General features: G+C 34.5%; 12 protein-coding genes and 2 pseudogenes. 3 read left to right on the plus strand and 11 right to left on the minus strand.

The annotated features are described in order from the left end of the window. Positions 1-753: 753 nt before the first annotated feature. The 6 genes and pseudogenes from RBB48_RS30125 to RBB48_RS30150 all read right to left on the minus strand — a co-directional run bounded on the left by RBB48_RS30125 (position 754) and on the right by RBB48_RS30150 (position 7,479). Positions 754-978, minus strand: a complete 225-nt coding sequence (locus tag RBB48_RS30125; protein ID WP_306008721.1) for a DUF2187 domain-containing protein — start codon at positions 976-978, stop codon at positions 754-756. 269 nt (positions 979-1,247) lie between these two features. After that, positions 1,248-1,622 (minus strand): annotated as a pseudogene (locus tag RBB48_RS30130) (nucleotide disphospho-sugar-binding domain-containing protein); the annotation flags it as partial. A gap of 435 nt (positions 1,623-2,057) precedes the next feature. Then, on the minus strand, positions 2,058-3,887 hold the full coding sequence (locus RBB48_RS30135; protein WP_306008722.1) for an ABC transporter ATP-binding protein: 1,830 nt from the start codon (positions 3,885-3,887) through the stop codon (positions 2,058-2,060). After that, positions 3,880-5,643 carry an ABC transporter ATP-binding protein gene (locus tag RBB48_RS30140; RefSeq protein WP_306008723.1) on the minus strand — a complete coding sequence of 588 codons (1,764 nt, stop codon included), beginning with the start codon at positions 5,641-5,643 and terminating at the stop codon, positions 3,880-3,882. The genes RBB48_RS30135 and RBB48_RS30140 overlap by 8 nt, the downstream gene beginning before the upstream one ends. Before the next feature lie 125 nt (positions 5,644-5,768). After that, positions 5,769-6,392: a TetR/AcrR family transcriptional regulator gene (locus RBB48_RS30145; RefSeq protein ID WP_306008724.1), complete on the minus strand. Its 624-nt coding sequence runs from the start codon at positions 6,390-6,392 to the stop codon at positions 5,769-5,771. 403 nt (positions 6,393-6,795) lie between these two features. Then, on the minus strand, positions 6,796-7,479 hold the full coding sequence (locus tag RBB48_RS30150; RefSeq protein WP_306008730.1) for a GTP pyrophosphokinase: 684 nt from the start codon (positions 7,477-7,479) through the stop codon (positions 6,796-6,798). Positions 7,480-8,037: 558 nt separating this feature from the next. Between RBB48_RS30150 and RBB48_RS31825 the strand changes: the two genes are divergently transcribed. Then, entirely contained in the window at positions 8,038-8,121 is an 84-nt protein-coding gene (locus RBB48_RS31825; RefSeq protein WP_260857101.1) for a DUF3955 domain-containing protein, read from the plus strand. A gap of 221 nt (positions 8,122-8,342) precedes the next feature. Here RBB48_RS31825 and RBB48_RS30155 read toward each other — a convergent pair whose 3' ends face one another. Continuing rightward, the gene (locus RBB48_RS30155; protein ID WP_306008725.1) at positions 8,343-8,933 is read right to left on the minus strand and encodes a TetR/AcrR family transcriptional regulator; all 591 of its coding nucleotides are present in this window, start codon (positions 8,931-8,933) and stop codon (positions 8,343-8,345) included. Positions 8,934-9,206: 273 nt separating this feature from the next. Here RBB48_RS30155 and RBB48_RS30160 point away from each other — a divergent pair, with 273 nt between their 5' ends. Both RBB48_RS30160 and RBB48_RS30165 read left to right on the plus strand, forming a co-directional pair. After that, the gene (locus RBB48_RS30160) at positions 9,207-10,661 is read left to right on the plus strand and encodes a DHA2 family efflux MFS transporter permease subunit (protein ID WP_306008726.1); all 1,455 of its coding nucleotides are present in this window, start codon (positions 9,207-9,209) and stop codon (positions 10,659-10,661) included. A gap of 166 nt (positions 10,662-10,827) precedes the next feature. Continuing rightward, entirely contained in the window at positions 10,828-12,090 is a 1,263-nt protein-coding gene (locus tag RBB48_RS30165) for a cytochrome P450 (RefSeq protein ID WP_306008727.1), read from the plus strand. Between the two features lie 453 nt (positions 12,091-12,543). On the opposite strand, the pseudogene RBB48_RS31900 reads toward RBB48_RS30165, so the two are convergent. From RBB48_RS31900 to RBB48_RS30180, 4 genes and pseudogenes are all read right to left on the minus strand, one after another. Beyond that, positions 12,544-12,612, minus strand: a pseudogene (locus tag RBB48_RS31900) (PD-(D/E)XK nuclease family transposase); the annotation flags it as partial. A 182-nt stretch (positions 12,613-12,794) separates the two neighbouring features. Beyond that, complete coding sequence (locus tag RBB48_RS30170; protein WP_306008728.1) at positions 12,795-14,657, minus strand: FtsX-like permease family protein; 1,863 nt, start codon at positions 14,655-14,657, stop codon at positions 12,795-12,797. A gap of 16 nt (positions 14,658-14,673) precedes the next feature. Further along, positions 14,674-15,435: an ABC transporter ATP-binding protein gene (locus RBB48_RS30175; RefSeq protein WP_306008729.1), complete on the minus strand. Its 762-nt coding sequence runs from the start codon at positions 15,433-15,435 to the stop codon at positions 14,674-14,676. Positions 15,436-15,718: 283 nt separating this feature from the next. Further along, positions 15,719-15,889 (minus strand): ATP-binding protein (locus tag RBB48_RS30180; RefSeq protein WP_306008731.1); only part of this gene is annotated, 171 nt, incomplete at its 5' end.

Here is a 15,889-nt window from a genome sequence, read left to right on the forward strand (position 1 = left end):
ATATTTAAGATTAATTAACTATAAGAAAATGATTTTTGTGTTATAACTAACTATAATTCTTGAATATATGTAAATGGGGTATTCTTATTTTTTTATTTATGTGATGAAGAAATTTGGTGTAGGAGAATTAAACAAACGTTTGTTTAAAATATTTTAGTTATGAATGAATGTTCCTTGTTCAATTGTCCGATTGGTTAATTCCCTTCTTTATTATATAAATTTTATATAACAAAGAAAAAAAGCATCCGCTATGGATGCTTTCTCTAAAAATTTGTTACTATAAGTTCTTCTTAATGTTTTTTCTTCATGAAAAGTAATTAATTTTTAAACTTTTCCCAATATTCCCAACCACTATTTGTAATTCAATCCACATTTTGTTGATACCATTACAGTTACAGGTATGTTAAAATCCATTTGAAACATTGCTTTTGGGAATACAATTGCTATTATAATCGCAATTTATTTTCTACAAACTCATTGGGTTTCAGCCCAAATTGCGGTTCTATTCCGCAGTCCTTAACAAGTTGTTAAGGACTTTTTTATCGTTTTCAGACAAAAGGCTCCTTCCTCAAAAATGTGAAGGTGTGAAACACCAATTTTAGATGGAGATGAACGTCGGTTGGCATATAAAAGAATCCATGATAGTGCTTTTTCTAAATGAATATGTTACTCTTTAACAGCTGGTATTTATCCTCGTAAGAAATCCAGTAACTTCATCAAAAAAATGCTCCTAGATTGATCTAGGAGCATTTTTTATGAAACATTATTTTTTATTCGCCTTTGATTCACTTTATTATAGTAACCGTGTTTTACTACTTGCCTAACATCATCTACTTCAAATCCCATTATCTCTGTAATATCTACAACAATTGTATTCTGTAGAACACTGACTACATATCCGGTTAATTCTAAATTAGGATTTTTACGATATAAAAATTGAACGTAATCCCCAATAGTTACTTCTGTTTTATGCTCCATTTGGTACCCCCTGAATCATCCTTAATTATTCGTTAGGTTTCCCATTTTTTACTTCTTTATACTGTTTAGCAAGTCTATAAAATGTAGAATATTTAATAACCTATTTCTCCATTGCTTCTACTACATTAATTGTATTGAAAAATTTTAGTTAGCAAATTAGAGATAAATACTTCATTAGCATTTCTGCTATATTTAAAAATTTTTATTCTAAATACAATGAGGGGTATCACCACATGCTCCACAAATTCTTCAGCCACAATAGTTTTGTTTTATTTAATACCTATTTTTAATTTAAAGGTTTCAATTTCATCGACTGCCTTGTTATATCCTCCAGCATTTTTTAAAGATTCTCCAATTTTATGGCTATTTTTTGTATAAATATCATTTGATAACACATGCATTACCGTATTACGTAATATATCCGGAGTAAGTAATTGACGATTTAGCTGGACTCCGGCTTCTAATTCTTCTATTCTTTGAGAAACTATAGGTTGATCTCACCTAACTGGAATAACTAGCATAGGAACACCAAAATATAAGATTTCACTGGAACTATTCATTCCTCCATGTGTAATAAATAGATCAGTATCTTGTAGAATGTCTAATTGAGGAGCGTAATTATATAACTTAAAATTAGAAGGAACTGGCATATCACAAGGCCCTCTTTATCGAGCAATCAATCAAAGAAAACTTGAAGAAATACAGAGGTGACAAATCTCTATGTTTTTACTTTGCGGTCTATGACAGCAACCCTGTCACTACCCCAAAAAGCCCGTAAGGACGTTAAGTGGTGAGTAGTTCAATAAATGCTTATTTTAATTTGAAAAATCAACGATTAAATGGAAAAACTCTGCAAAAGTGAATGATTCAAAAGATGAGTAGAACACGCAAAACGCCTCTAGCATTTAAATGAGCTAGAGACGCTTTTATGTGTTTTATTCATATTAATTTCAATGACTAAAATTTGATATTTCTATATCGTCTTTTTGCCAAATATCAACTTTAAATTCTACTGAAAATTAAACAGCTAGATGAACCTTATGTTTATCTCCACCTCTGCAACAGAACCATTTCAATTTTTAAGATGCATCTTCAAACTGACTATTATATAGATCCGCATAGAATCCTTTCTTTGCAATCAATTCTTCATGATTACCACTTTCAATAATGTCTCCATCTTTCATAACCAAAATCAAATCGGCATTTCTAATTGTTGAAAGTCTATGTGCAATCACAAATGATGTTTTACCCACCATCAATTTATCCATTGCTTCTTGAATAAGCGCTTCAGTACGAGTGTCAACCGAACTAGTAGCCTCATCTAAAATAAGTAACGGTGCTTTTTTTACCATGGCCCTTGCAATAGTAAGAAGCTGTTTTTGCCCTACAGATAAGCTCGCTTTATCATTTAATGCTGTATCGTAACCTTTAGGCAAAGTTCTAATAAAATGGTCCAAGCCTACTGCCTTACAAGCCGCAACCACTTCTTCATCAGTTACATCTAATTTGTTATAAATTATATTTTCCTTAATCGTACCTTCAAATAACCAAGTATCTTGCAACACCATACAAAATAGATCATGAACATTTTTACGAGTAATCGAATTAGTCGGTACATCCTCAATTTTTATTTCACCGCTATCAACTTCATAAAAACGCATAAGGAGGTTAACAAGCGTTGTTTTCCCAGCACCGGTAGGTCCAACAATTGCAACTTTTTGGCCGGCTTTTATATGAGCTGAGAAATCTTTAATAATAAGCTTCTCTTTCGTATATCCAAATTTAACATTTTTAAATTCCACATTACCTTTTACATCATTGGCATGTAATATAGATTCTTTATCACTTTCGTCTTCAAGCTCAGCTTCGTCTAAGAATTCAAATACACGTTCGCTTGCTGCAGCAGTTGACTGCAAACTTGTTGCTGCCTGTGCTAACTGAGACAATGGCTGCGTAAATAGGCGAATATAAACCATAAATGAAACAATAACACCAAATGTAATGGTACCTTTCATCGCTAATGTAGCACCTACTACACAAACGACAACATATCCCAAATTTCCAATAAAGATCATAAGGGGCATCATCATCCCTGACATAAACTGTGATCTCCAAGCACTTTTAAACAGGCTTTCATTGATTTTATTAAATTGTTGCTTTGCCTCTTTATCACCATTATAAACCTTAACTATATCATGCCCTGAATAGATTTCTTCAATATGACCATTCATTCTACCAAGTTCTTTCTGCTGGCGTATGAAATATTTTTGAGATTTGGATATGATGAAAATCATTAATACAAATCCAACAACTGTTGCAGCAATAGCCGAAAGTGTCATCGTAACATTAATAGAGAACATCATAATTAAAGACCCTAGGAACATAACGACCGCTGTCACTAGCGAACCAACACTTTGATTTAAAGTCTGACCAATCATATCTACATCATTTGTGACACGACTTAATACATCTCCATAGGTCGTAGAGTCAAAGTATTTTAATGGTAATTTATCGATTTTGTCAGCAATATCCGTACGTAATCGCTTGGATACTCGCTGAGTAATAGTGGCCATAATAAACGACTGAATATAGCTGAAAATAAAACTCAGTCCGTACAAAATAGCAAGAAGTAGAGCAATATTTCCTATAGCGGTAATATCAATCTTACCTGCAATACCCTCTGTAATTAAATCGGTTATATCACTAAGCATATTTGGTCCAATGATAGTGAAAATGGTTCCTACAGCTGCCAATACAAGTGCAAAGATAACCGCTGGTAAATACGGTTTACAATAGGCAATTAACTTTCCCCACGGCTTTTTAAAGTTCTTTGGCTTTTCTCCAGGAGCTGTCATTCCTCCTGGACCACCTGTACCTGTTCGAGGACTATTTGTTTGATTATTACGCATTTCCCAGCTCCTCCTTCGATAGTTGTGAATAGGCAATTTCCTGATAAGTCTTACAGGTTTCCAACAATTCACCATGTGTTCCCATACCAACGATTTTCCCTTCGTCAAGTACGATGATTCTATCAGCATCTTTAATTGTTCCAATTCGCTGTGCTACAATCAAAGTGGTTGTACCTTTCGTTTCTTTTTTCAAGGTAGAACGAAGTTGACGGTCTGTTTTATAATCTAGGGCAGAAAACGAATCATCAAAAATTAGGATTTCTGGATTTCTGTTCACTGCTCTTGCAATAGAAAGGCGTTGTTTTTGTCCTCCAGAAAGGTTTGTACCGCCTTGGGCAATATCAGCATTATATTCGCCATCCATTTTCTCTACAAATTCTTTTCCTTGAGCAATTTCCACCGCTTTTTTGATATCCTCATCTGTTGACGAGATCTGACCATTATCCCCGTAGGCAACATTTGACTTTACTGTGCCTGAAAATAATACGGCTTTTTGAGAAACGTAACCAAACTTATTATGAAGAGCTTCTTGTGAATATTCTTTTATATTGATTCCGTCGACTATGACCTCTCCCTCAGTAGCGTCGTAAAACCTTGGAATCAAATTAATCAGCGTACTTTTACCACTACCAGTAGAACCAATAAAAGCGACAGTTTCACCTTTATGTGCCGTAAAACTAATATCTTTTAAAACATATTCTCCTGCATCAGGATATTTAAAGCTAACATTACGCAGTTCGATTTCACCTTCTATTCCATTAGGTGACGATTGTACTTCTCCATCGGTAATTGTCTGAGGCGTATCTAGTACTTCATTAATACGTGCTGCAGATACAGATGCTCGCGGTAGCATAATAAACGTCATCGCTAATAACATAAATGCCATAACCACCTGCATTGCGTAAGACGAAAATACTACCATATCACTGAACAAACCGATTCGATCCATTCCACCTGCATTCATAATCAAATGAGCCCCAATCCAGTAGATAGAAAGAGTTAAACCTGACATAATTAGACCCATGCCCGGCTGCATAATGGCCATCAGGCGGTTCACCAAAAGATTTGTATCTGTTAAATCTTTATTTGCTTTTTCAAATTTTGCTTCTTGATACTCTTGTGCGTTATAGGCATGAACAACACGAATACCAGTTAAACCTTCTCTTGTTACTAGGTTCAGATTATCTGTCATTTTTTGAACTACTTTAAACTTTGGTAGTACAAAAATGATGATGCTGCCTATCATAACAAGCAACGCAACGACAGCTACTCCTGTTGCTGCTGACCATTCCCAACTTTTCCCTGTGATTTTCAAAATGGCCCAAACCGCAAGGATAGGTGCTTTAATCATAACTTGAAGACCCATTGCAACAGTTTGCTGTATTTGCGTTATATCATTAGTAGAACGAGTAATAAGACTTGCCGTTGAAAAACCATTAATTTCTTCCATAGAGAAAGATAACGTTTTATTAAATACCCCTTTTCTCAATTCTTTTGAAAGAGAAGTTGCTACTCTTGCCGCAAAATAACCAACAACAACTGACAAAATCATACTACCGAGAGCACATAAAAGCATCTTTCCTCCTGCTAGCCATATCTCGCTCGTTTCGCTACCATTTGTCTGTACAAGGGTCGTAATTTCAGACATAAAATCTGGTAGCTTCAAATCTAACCAAACTTGACCTACAATGAACACAATACTAGCAACAATAAGTATCCATTCTTTTTGTTTTAAGTATTTAAATATTTTCAACATATTTACATTTCTCCTCATTTTTCGTTAATATGCCAATGATATAGTGAATAAATAATTAAAAATAGAGTCATCTTGACGTCGGTTAATAATTAAAAAATCACCTTATACTTTTTTATGGACACCATTTATTTATCCGCCCTTTTATAGAGACCTTTTTTTAGCAATGAAAGCTCTAAAGTATAGTTTTTCACTGACTCATCGAATGGTATTTCCTTCGCGAAATTTTGAATAAGATTGTGAAACGTCACCGCCGTGATTATTTTCATGACATGGAATATTTCTCGTTCATCTGTAATGTTTAGTTTTTCTTTATTTATTAAGTTCATGATTTCAGACAATCGATTTTTATGCTCATCCTCATTCATGTTTCGAGTAAATGTATTTTCAACTTTATAATTCATATTCAAAAAAGCATTTCTAAAAAAGTTTTGATTTTCTAAGTTTTGGAATTTTATCAGTGTATATTGGTACAATTCAATATATGAGTCAAATAAATCACCCTCATTTTCTTTTATTATTGAAATAAATTTATCATTGTATCTTTTAGAGTGATCATTTAATAAAAAGAAGAAAACATCTTCTTTATCCTCAAAGTATTGATAAAAGCTTCCTCTCGGTATTCCAGCATCTTTAATAATATTGGAAATCGATGCTTCGAATAACGGAACTCTCGAAAATTCTTTCATTGCTGCCTGAATTAATACTTCTTTTTTTTTTCTTTCTAAATTAAAAAATGTTTGTTTAGGCATTTTTCTCCCTCCGATCAAATAAGTGACAACGTGTCACAATTAGGTGTAATCCAATACTATATGACAGCGTGTCATACGTCAACGGAAAAATATGACACATTGTCACAATCGTTTAACTAGGGTTTAGCGGGGGGCGACTCGATGCCCATCAAGCTACTATTTTAAAATGCTCTCAAACCGAAAATTATATTTCTTCATAATTTCCCATGGAAATTCAGCTCATTTTTTGTTTTGGGGAACAAGTATTTTTTAAGTTGATGGCTGTTGGGTCCCGCCAGATGCCCATCAACCTAAGTTTTTAAATACCCCTAAAAATAGAAATTATGTGTTTTTATAGCATAAAAGTTTATTTTTCTCCTATTAGGATGACTTGTTTTCTTAAGTTGACGGACAATTCCTTCCTTTACTTATTCTCACTTATCGCTTTATTCACCATTTCTATCAGTTGCATTGGAATGTTAAAATGATTTTGTGCGAGATGAAGTTCGGTTAGCCCCTCTTCTTCACTTGATTTTAATTCGCGTACTTCGTGGTGAAGAGCTTCCATTTTTAAATCTAATTCGGTCGCAACTATAGCGGCTTCTTTTAATTCTGACGTGAGTCTTTCCGGAACTGCATGGTTATATTTATAGTAGATTTTGTGTTCCAAACTTGCCCAAAAGTCCATGGCAATCGTCCTGATTTGTATCTCTACACAAACTCTTTCTTCTCTGTCTGACATATATACTGGTACTTTCACGATTAAGTGTAGGCTTTGATAACCGTTTGATTTTGGCTCTTTTATATAATCTTTACATTCAATGACCTCAACATCCTTTTGATTGCAAAGCATCTCACTTAGACGGTAAATATCCGATCTAAATGAACACGTAATTCGAATACCTGCAATATCTTTCACTTGCTCCTTTATTGCTAAAAAAGATAAATTGATGTTTTTTCTTAATACTTTTTTAAAAATACCTTCGGGCGATTTTAAGCGTGAAGTCGTATGTTCGATTGGGTTGTAATCATGAATATGCTGAAACTCCTCTTTTAAAATATTTATTTTCGTATTCATTTCATCCAAAGCAAATTTATAGACCAGCATAAACCTTCTCAATTCCTCTTTTATTGCATTCAATTTGTTCATCTGGATGGGCTTATTCATAGTTATACTCATTCCTTTCGTTCATGGCACAAAACGAAAGAAGGTTCGTTCGCCTTGAGCGTTTTTTATATTCCTAAATTACAGAGATACCAGCAAACTGCAAATCATGTGGAGGTGAGTGAGCCGCCCTGTCGCAGGATAATCGATAGTTATATGTGTAGATTGCTTTCCCATACACAAATAAATCGCTTAGAGCACTGCAGATTTATCTTTGATAACCAACTCATTTGTAGCTGGGTGATCAGCCTCTGCTGACTATCTCAGTACATCATACTAACAATTATCTTTATCTCAAATACGTGTGATTATGCTATTAATGGGGTAAAGCCGAAATACGTGTAAAAACAGGTCATATTCTTACTTTTATTTCTAAGTTATTCATCTGTTCGGTAAACATAGCCAAGATTTGAATGTGCAAATCTTGGGGGCTGTGTAGCGATGGAAGCAAATCTCGCAATAAGCATTTTAAACGGGCTATAATAAAAAGCGGACATTTAGTTGGTTGTACAACCATTTTATTTACTACTAATGGGTTATACATTTTTAACTATCAGTATTATTGGTTTTGTTGTATCTAAATAAAAAAGGTCATCAACAATAAAAAAACACTAACCTTACATAAGATTAGTGTTTTTTTATTGTATTTTCCTCTTGTTTTTGGGTATGAGTGCTGGCTAATCTTGTGTGGGCCAAACGCCACGAATTTAACGTAACATTATATGGCGTAAATGAATTTTTTATTCGATAAATCCAGGCAATTGTACCTTCCAGATTTATGTAAGTGATTTTAAATCCACACTAACTCAAACTTCTTTATTACTTGATTTAAAAAGTATATACAACTTCTTGGCAAGAAATTGTGGTGTATACGGCATGTCCCTATGTAACCACTTTACAATTGTTCCAATTAAAGCTGAAGAACCGTACCAAATAACAATATCTTTTGGAATGTCTTTCGTAACGAGAAAGGGGTGACTTTCTGTTCTCTCTGTTATTTTGTCTGAAAGTGTATTTAACAAGCGTTCTGTAAAAATCGGTGTTCGCCTAGAACCAAGAACTACTTTATAGAATTTAGCATTGTCAGCAATGTACTCAAGTAGGTCTACGAGTTTTAACCATTCTATATCCTCAGAGGAATCTGGGAGGCTTTCGGTGCTTATCATTATTTTCTCAATATCCTCGACCATTTCCTGTGCCATTTTCTCCAACATGTCATGAATATCACGATAATGGAGATAGAACGTAACACGATTAATGGTCGCACGTTCTGCAATTTTATTAACTGTTATTTTGCTAATTTCCATCTCTTGTAGAAGATCTATTAAAGCCGCTTTTATTAACTGGCGTGTACGAATGATTCGAGGGTCTACACGGGACTTTGGATGGTTTGTCATATCTAATCACCTTTCCTATTAATTAGAAATTTACAATATTCTAAGTTCTGTCTATTATCTTAGACTTTATTAACAGAAAGCACACGAAGTGATAACTAATAGACAGTTATAAAGAAATTGTCTGTTGTCATAATAATCTATAATAATGTAATTTATATAGTGTAAATTATTCAACACTTTGTAAAAAAAGTCTACGTTAAAATTAGAAAGGATATGAAAGAATTGCATAATCAGACTAAAACAGTCCCCAATTCGATAAAAAAAGGACCTATTATGTTCATTATGATTTTAGGTGCTTTTCTTGCAACATTAAACCAAACACTCATGAGTGTCGCTACTCCTGAACTTATGGTTGAATTTAAGATCTCGGCTACAACAGCCCAGTGGTTAACAACCGGTTACATGCTAGTAAACGGCGTCTTGATTCCTATTACCGCTTATTTAATGCAACGGTTTACCACACGTGAACTCTTTCAAACTTCCATGTTTATATTTCTAGCTGGAACCATTGTTTCTGCTGTAGCAACAGGATTTCCTGTCTTGTTAACTGGACGTATGATTCAGGCAGCCGGTGCAGGAATCATTATGCCATTGCTTACGCATGTTATTTTGACCATCTTCCCTCGCGAAAAGAGAGGAGCTGCTATGGGAATGGTGGGGCTTGCCGTCATTTTTGCGCCAGCAATTGGTCCTACAATTGCCGGATACATTATTGATAACTATAAATGGGAAACGATGTTTTACGGAATGATTCCATTTGCTATCCTTGTTATTGTGCTCGGATTCATTTATCTCCGAAATGTATCTGACCGAATCAAGACAAAACTTAATATCCTAAGCGTTATTCTCTCTACCATTGGTTTCGGTGCATTAATTTATGGTTTCAGCCAGGCCGGAAGCCTTGGTTGGTCAGATATAGAGGTATCAGGTACGATTACTGTAGGTATCCTAGCCCTTGTCCTCTTTTCATGGAAGGAATTAAGATCACAAAATCCATTGCTTGACTTACGTGTATTTAAATACAATATGTTTTCTTTAACAACAATCATTAATATCGCAATTACTATGGTTATGTATGCAGATATGATGTTACTTCCGTTATACCTCCAAAATATGCGTGGTTTCACAGCCATTGAGTCGGGTCTTTTGCTTCTTCCTGGTGCGCTGGTCATGGGATTCCTTATGCCAGTTACCGGTAAGCTATTCGATCGCTTTGGTGCGAAATGGTTAGCTATTACTGGAATGACAATTACCATTATTACAACAATGGGTTTTATCAACTTGACGGATTCCACTAGTTATATCTATTTGATTCTAATGTCAACAGGGCGTCGCATTGGTATGGCCTTAATGATGATGCCGATTCAGACTGCTGGTCTAAATCAATTGCCACAGCGGTTAAATGCACATGGAACAGCAATAAGCAATACGATTCGTCAAGTTGCCGGTGCTGTCGGTACTTCGCTTCTCGTGACAGTGATGACGAGCCGTACGAAATCACATCTGCAGGATATGGTTCCTACCGCAGCAGCTAAAGGATTGAATCAAAAAGAGCTTGTTACAGAAGCATCTATACAGGGGATTAATGACGCCTACCTTGTCATCATTGGAATTGGCATCATCGGATTAATACTTTCTTTCTTTATAAAGAAAGTTAAACAGGCTTCCGAATTAGAATCTGACATTCCCGCAGAGATGGTAACTACAGAGAAATTAAAAATAAATTAAAACCATTTGAATTCCCGAATCAAAAAGAAGAAATTTATACCAACTGTTAGTCACCATATTTGGAGTAAATCGCTTCTATCTTATGCTGGCTAGGAATGAGATGTACTCCAAATATGACTATTTATAGATTGAATTATACAATTTGTATTTTTAAGGAGGAATATCAGTGAAAAAAGAGGTTATTGCAATTCAAGAAATCCCTAATTTCCAGACGCGTACTGAAGAATTTTTCCCTTTAAAGTGGTATAAAGAAATGCTTCACAATCATTCTGTTTATTTTCACGAGGAAACAAATACATGGAATGCGTTTAAGTATGAAGATGTTAAGCAAGTGTTAACCAATTATGAATTCTTTTCAAGTCAAGGGCCTAGAAGTGGTATTTTTGTCGGTGATAATAAAAATAAAAAAAACACTTCACCTATAACAATGATTACGTTCCTTGATCCTCCTGACCATCGAAAAGTACGGTCCTTATTGGCAGCAGCTTTCACTCCCCGCAGTTTAAAAGAGTGGGAACCCCGTATTCAACAAATTGCAACGGAGCTTGTAGAAAACATACAAGAAAATTCTACGATTAATATTGTGGACGCTTTGGCATCCCCTTTACCTGCTCTAGTAATAGGCGATTTATTTGGCGTACCTGCACAAGGTCAAAATCAGTTTAAAGATTGGGTTGATATTTTGTTCCAACCATACGACAAAAAAAGGTTAGAAGACCTTGAACAACAAAAACAAAAGGCAGCGAAAGAATATTTTGAATATCTTTATCCTATTGTAGTTCAAAAACGTTCGAACCTTTGTGATGGTATTATCTCTGATTTGATTCGAGCTGAAGTGGATGGGGAAAAACTTACGGATAATGAGATTGTACAAACAACTATGTTACTTTTAGGGGCAGGTATTGAAACAACTAGTCACGCAATAGCCAATACATTCTATTCATTGCTTTATGATGACAAGTCATTATATGAAACACTAAGAAAGGATATAGGTCTAGTCCCTAAAGCCGTTGAAGAAATGCTTCGATATCGCTTTCATATTTCAAGAAGGGATCGTACGGTCAAAAAGGATAATAATCTATTAGGGATTGAGTTAAAAAAAGGTGACGTAGTCATTGCTTGGATGAGTGCATCCAATATGGATGAAAACATGTATAGCGATCCTTTTTCTATAGACATTCATCGCTCAAATAATAAAAAGCACCTAACTTTCGGAAGTGGTCCACATTTTTGTTTAGGTGCACCCCTTGCACGGTTAGAAATGAAAATTTTATTAGAGGTATTCTTACAAAAATTTTCTTGTATCGAACCAGTTGAAGGATTTGAATTAGAAAAAAACTTAACTGCTTCTGCTACGGGACAGTCCTTGACTTATCTACCAATGAAAGTTTATGGGATTCAGCCCATACCCATTAACTTAAGAAACTAATTGTTCCCCAAAACGAAAAAACGAGCTGAAATTTTATAAATCACCATCCCTATAAAGCGAAAAAGACGTTATCCTTTCTGTATATTTCTACAAAAAGAATAACGTCTTTTTTACTTAATGGATAGTGAAAAACTTTAGCTTTATGGCGATGTGACGGGACCACATGTCCATCAACATAAGGATTCAGCATTACCCCAAAATGAAAAAAATGAGTTCAATTCTTATGGCCACCTATAAAAAGAAGAATTTTTCGTTTTTAAAGCACTCCAAACTGTTAGCTTAATGGGGTGCTAATCTTAGTAGAAAATTTATTTATCACCTGAAAATTAAAATCCTTGTTTACTTTTTTGTTAATTAAAAGTAAACCTAATCCCATCATTATAAAAAGTATGCCCCTATATAATTCTTTTGAAATCCACTTGTATCCGGTTATTCAAACGTATTTGGCGCATCTATTAGAATATCTTCATTTTCACTTGTGTCAAATAATTGTTTAAAAGCAAAATCAATGCATAAATTCACTAGTTATTGGTTGGACATGGGTTTTCCTATCCCCATCTCAGAAGATGTTTTTCTTTTATTTTACATAAAAGAGTGGTAACCATGCAAATAAGTCCTTATTACAACAGACATAAGAACTTACACCAATATTTATAATATATCACTGTTTCTCATGAGTTTAACATTTTGTATGTTTTGTAAAACTATTTTTCTTTCGGAAGTACAATTCTTTTATACAACTGAACTGTAATCAAGTAGTAAATTAAATAAATCACTACGAAAATAACAAGTGGCAACCAAATTCGGAAATACGGATCAATTAAAAGCGGACCGAACATGTTCATACCAACTAATATATGAATAATACCCACAATTGCTGGTACTAAGAATATAAAGAATAACTCTTTATAAATCGATTGTGTTAATAACCCCCGGCGGACACCGATTTTACGAAGCATTTGATAACGTGTGCTGTCTTTCGATGCGCCAGATAGAATTTTAAACATTAGGCAACTTGCCATCATTGCTAAGAACGCAATTCCAACGAAGAAGCCCATAAACATGAAGCCACTGGCCATACCATGACTCTGATTATACATTTGATACGTACTACCTAATTCTTCCACTTTCACATTTTTATATTTCGCTACCTGTAATTCATCGAGTTTTTTCCATTCTCTTAAGTGTGCTCCAAAATCATCTGTTTTCCCAATAAACACAGTATTTTCTTTATCCTTCAAACTATCGTATATGTTTGAGTCTATAATTTTTATTTCATGATCAGGATACAAATAAGTTGGCTGGATTGTGAAGAAAGCCTCTTTCCATGGTTTTGTTTTCGTATCATCGTTATACAGTTTATAAAGTTGTTTTGGCAATGCAAATGCATCCTTAGGAAATTCCTCTAAAACTTTGATCTTCTTCCTATTTTCACTATCTTCTGCTAAAGGACGATTTTTCTCTACATCTTCTTTTATATAATACACATACCGATCATCTACTTTGTAGCGATATTCAAACTTCTCTTGAAATAAGATGCCACTCAAAATTTTCTTTTCTTCCGCTGTTGGATTATGAACGACTGAATCGTAAACTTTTTCTTTCTCAGTCGTCTTTAGAACGTTATTTTTAAATGCCATACCACACGCAATTCCACCAGCGCCAAGAGCCACTAGGATTGCTACCTTTGCAAGCACCCGTGTTAGGCTATTAATTCGGAAATTCAATTGTGCAAAAGTAAAAGCATTCAGCCCTTTTTCAAGACGTTTTTTATTACTCTTTACCTTGTTAAGCATAACTGGGAGAAGTGATCCAAATAACATGTAAGTACCGACTGTTGCTGTGATTAATCCAATACCCATGAATTTAGGTACGGTTACTAGATCTTTTTCCTGTAAATGTGCTATATGGATCAGTGATGCATACCCAATACCTAGCAAAATCAGACCAAGAAATGCAACTACACCTGTCATTTTACCTTTTACAGCGATACGCTCTGTTTTTGCATCTGCATGTACAAGTTGTAATACAGAAATACGAGATAATTTCATACTATTCATGATTGCTGATACTATAAATAGTGCAAAGAAAAAGAGGCAAGTAACAGTCATAGATGGAATATAAAATGCTTTATAATCTTCACCAGAGAATTCCAACTGCTTCATTAATAACTGACCAATACCTTCTGCAAGCCCTACACCAACTGCGATTCCGATTGCAAGAGATGCGGTACCTATTACGATTGTTTCAATAAACATAAGTAGGGTAACTTTATACTTTTTTGCTCCTAACATCATGTACATACCAAATTCTTTTTGGCGAAGAGATAATAAGAAAGAATTTGCATATAAAATATAGAAAAACGTTACAATCGCTAATAAAAAGGAACCGATTTGGAATGCAATTGCAACCGTATTAGCATGTGGATTGGATTCAAGGAACGCTTTATTTAGTGCTAATGTTTGAAACATATAAAAAGTTGAAATAGATACAATTAGACCAACAAGTAAGACAATATAGTCTTGTAACTTACTTTTTAGCCCTGACATGGAAAGTTTAAATAACATGATCGAAATTCCTTCCTTACGCTTTTTGTGTGCCTAAGTTTGCAAGCACGTCTAAAATTTCTTTATAGAATTCTTCACGGGTACCACCGCGATGAATTTCCTTATATAACTCACCATCTTGAATGAATAAAATACGCTGGCAGTAACTTGCACTGTAAGGATCATGCGTAACCATCATAATGGATACACCTTGCTCTTTATTTAAGTTTGTCATGGCATTCAGTAAACTCGTTGCATTTTTAGAATCTAGAGCTCCAGTCGGCTCGTCTCCCAAAATAATTGCTGGTTCATGAACTAACGCACGTGCTGCTGCTGAACGCTGTTTTTGTCCACCAGATACTTCAGATGGATACTTTTGAAGGATTACTGAAATTCCTAACATATCAGCTACCTTTTCTACTTTCTGTCCAATATTTCGTGATGGGACACCCTGAAGTGAAAGTGGGAGTGCAATATTTTCGTAAATAGATAAATTTTCTAATAAGTTGAATTCTTGGAAAATGAATCCTAATTTTTGCGAACGGAAATCAGAAAGCTCACCTTGCTTCATTTTCGTAATATCCGTTCCTGCAATTTCAACAACGCCGCCTGTCGCTTTATCTAACGTTGAAATTACATTTAATAATGTTGTTTTACCAGAACCAGATGGCCCCATAATTCCGACAAACTCACCCTCTTGAATTGAGAATGAAACACCTTTTAACGCGTGTGATTGGCTCTCACCTTTTTTACCATAAACTTTTTGGACGTTTTTCACGTCTACAACTGGTTTCGTCATATATATCCTCCTACGTTTGTTTTTTCATTTCTTTAAAATAAGTTGCTATTCATATTTGCTACTAACAAAATATTCATGTCGCATCTACCTTTTCCATAAGGCTGTTACGATGTATCCGATTGAAAGCTGTAAAGAAAATTTCATTTTAATTTCTCCACTTAACTCATCGCTTTGAATACATACATGATAAACTATAAAAATTAGGAAACGCCCTGTAAAATCCTTAAGAATTCTTAAGTTTTATAAAAAAAAGCTTATGGAACCTGTCATTCCATAAGCCAATCTATTTGATTGGATGTTCGACAATAAAGGATATCCAACCTTCTTTATATTCTGCATATATATTACCATGATGAAGTTCAACAATTCTTTTTGAAATAGCAAGTCCCAGTCCATTTCCTTGATCATCTTTTCTTGCCTTATCACCCCTAAAAAATCTTTCAAACAATTTATT

The organism is Bacillus sp. MMSF_3353, assembly GCF_030733445.1.
In the GTDB taxonomy this organism is placed as follows: domain Bacteria; phylum Bacillota; class Bacilli; order Bacillales; family Bacillaceae_G; genus Bacillus_A; species Bacillus_A wiedmannii.

What these genes read in the sequence shown, in the direction of transcription:
- RBB48_RS30135 (WP_306008722.1), bottom strand. Translation starts at nt 3,887, where the DNA reads ATGCGTAATAATCAAACAAATAGTCCTCGAACAGGTACAGGTGGTCCA.
- RBB48_RS30175 (WP_306008729.1), bottom strand. Translation starts at nt 15,435, where the DNA reads ATGACGAAACCAGTTGTAGACGTGAAAAACGTCCAAAAAGTTTATGGT.
- RBB48_RS30125 (WP_306008721.1), bottom strand. Translation starts at nt 978, where the DNA reads ATGGAGCATAAAACAGAAGTAACTATTGGGGATTACGTTCAATTTTTA.
- RBB48_RS30140 (WP_306008723.1), bottom strand. Translation starts at nt 5,643, where the DNA reads ATGTTGAAAATATTTAAATACTTAAAACAAAAAGAATGGATACTTATT.
- RBB48_RS30155 (WP_306008725.1), bottom strand. Translation starts at nt 8,933, where the DNA reads ATGACAAACCATCCAAAGTCCCGTGTAGACCCTCGAATCATTCGTACA.
- RBB48_RS30145 (WP_306008724.1), bottom strand. Translation starts at nt 6,392, where the DNA reads ATGCCTAAACAAACATTTTTTAATTTAGAAAGAAAAAAAAAAGAAGTA.
- RBB48_RS30150 (WP_306008730.1), bottom strand. Translation starts at nt 7,479, where the DNA reads ATGCTGGTCTATAAATTTGCTTTGGATGAAATGAATACGAAAATAAAT.
- RBB48_RS30170 (WP_306008728.1), bottom strand. Translation starts at nt 14,657, where the DNA reads ATGTTATTTAAACTTTCCATGTCAGGGCTAAAAAGTAAGTTACAAGAC.
- RBB48_RS30160 (WP_306008726.1), top strand. Translation starts at nt 9,207, where the DNA reads ATGTTCATTATGATTTTAGGTGCTTTTCTTGCAACATTAAACCAAACA.